2 protein-coding genes are annotated in these 1,966 nt (G+C 34.7%); both read right to left on the minus strand.

Annotated features, from left to right (window positions below):
• Window positions 1-78 precede the first annotated feature (78 nt).
• Window positions 79-891, minus strand: a complete 813-nt coding sequence (locus tag OZD63_RS00425; RefSeq protein ID WP_182320841.1) for an SDR family oxidoreductase — start codon at window positions 889-891, stop codon at window positions 79-81.
• A gap of 5 nt (window positions 892-896) precedes the next feature.
• A complete protein-coding gene (locus OZD63_RS00430; RefSeq protein ID WP_274979734.1) occupies window positions 897-1,541 on the minus strand; it encodes an alpha/beta hydrolase in 645 nt (214 codons plus the stop codon).
• Window positions 1,542-1,966 lie beyond the last annotated feature (425 nt).

The following is a 1,966-nucleotide window of genomic DNA, read 5'->3' on the forward strand; positions in this document are numbered from 1 at the left end:
TAAATCCTTAATTATTTCTGACTTTTTAGTTCAGTTTTTAACCATTCTTTCCTTAACTTAATGGCAGTGACAATAAGCCTATCTATCATTCTGATGTGATTTCAGTTTTTTTACATGCAAACTCTCTAATCCCACCTTGTAGTTAGGATAAATTAGAGAGACATTAAGATCTTTTTTAATTTTAACATTACTTACTCTTTTTGATCCTAAATAAAAACTCTGTGCATAATCTGGTAACTCAATTGGCTCTGGAGGGCTAACATTGAGAAGTTTGGCTGCATACATTATCACTTCAGATTGTGTAGTGGGTAAATCGTCTGCACAATTGTATATTTCACCAGGTTTTATGTTTTGCATGGAAGAAAATAAAATATTCGATATATCTTCAACGTGAATACGAGAAAAAAAATGCCCTTCTTTTTTCACATTTCTTGCTTTGCCAAGCTGCAAGTCAATTAACACGTTCCTACCAGGACCGTATATTCCAGCTAAACGAAAAATATGTACAGGCAGTTTGCTATTTAGCCACTTCTTTTCAGATTTAAGGCGCTTTTCTCCTCTGATTTCTATAGGTCTTGTTTCAGATTCCTCATCCACCCAATTACCAGAGTGATCACCATAGACGCTAGTTGCAGACAAATAACCAAGCCATTTTACATTTTGCAGGCAATCACCGTATCTCTCCACAACATCATCGCCATCTGGAGGAATAGAAATTAAAACGTGCGTTGCGCTTTTAAGCAGATCTTGACTAACTTTCTCATAATTAAAGAGGATTACATCTTGTATATTTTTACTTCTTGATGTGCCACTGACTTTCCAACCTAAGTTCAGTAATTTTTTCGATAAAAATTTAGCTACATATCCATAACCAAAGCAAAACAAGTGCATGAAAATTAATTTTTAAAATTCTTCTTGATAAATTCTACTCCTAATTTTATTCCCTCTTCATTAATGATATGCCCTAATGCATGAATTGAGTGTCCTTCAACATTTACTCCATTTTCTTTCAGAGCTTTAACCGCTAAGTCGAGGGACGAAAAAGGTACCACGTCGTCAGCATCACCATGGATAGCACATATGTTAGGTTTTGACTTGATCTCTGGTGCAGTTTTTGAAGGTGAAAGAAACCTACCAGAGTATGCAACAACTGATGCACAGGATTGAGAGCGGGTGAGAGCTGTATGTATTGCAAGCATTGCTCCTTGAGAAAATCCAACTAAAGAAAGTTGCGTATCTTTTAAATTAAGCTCCTTTAATTTTGTATCAATGAAATGATTTACAATTGATGTAGCATTTTTTACTCCATTATATAGCGCTTCCTCACTACGATCTTCCAAGCTGAACCACTGATAACCATCACCTATTTCTCTCTTAAACGGAGCATTGGGTGCTACAAAATATGAACCCAGTAAAAACTTGCTCATAACTTTAGCAAGGTGAATGAAATTATCGCCACTTGAGCCCCAACCATGTAAAAAAATAATCAAATTTTTCTTATTTCCGCCTGCACAAATTTCTGGGCCTTTAAGTTCAATCATTTCTTTTCCTTTTGCGTTTATATTTTTATTTAACACTAATTTTCAAATTTGTAAAACCAATGTGCAATTACGTTCCCGATACTATAGCTAAAGTGACTTAGGTTCATCGACGATTTGAAAAACCGTCATTCCGCTACTTGTTAGCGGAATCTATACTAAGATACCGCGAATGAATCGCGGTATGACGTAGGATTGCTGTCATCCCAGTGCTTGACACTGGAATGGCTTTGTTGCATCGCTACTTATGAAAGGCTAACTATAATTAGGATTATAAGCAACTTATTGAAAATCTTGTTTTTTTGCAATCAATCTGATCAAATTTAAGAATAGTAATTTGTTATTTATATTAATAAACTTAATTCTATTGAAAATAGCTAAAGCATTGAAATTCTTGAATTTTAGCCGGATTAGTGAGTGGTAGTGAA

The organism is Wolbachia endosymbiont of Drosophila leontia, assembly GCF_028981785.1.
GTDB classification, from domain to species: domain Bacteria; phylum Pseudomonadota; class Alphaproteobacteria; order Rickettsiales; family Anaplasmataceae; genus Wolbachia; species Wolbachia pipientis.

Bases quoted from the DNA above. Each gene is read 5' to 3' on its own strand.
- OZD63_RS00425 (WP_182320841.1), bottom strand. From the start codon at position 891: ATGCACTTGTTTTGCTTTGGTTATGGATATGTAGCTAAATTTTTATCG.
- OZD63_RS00430 (WP_274979734.1), bottom strand. From the start codon at position 1,541: ATGATTGAACTTAAAGGCCCAGAAATTTGTGCAGGCGGAAATAAGAAA.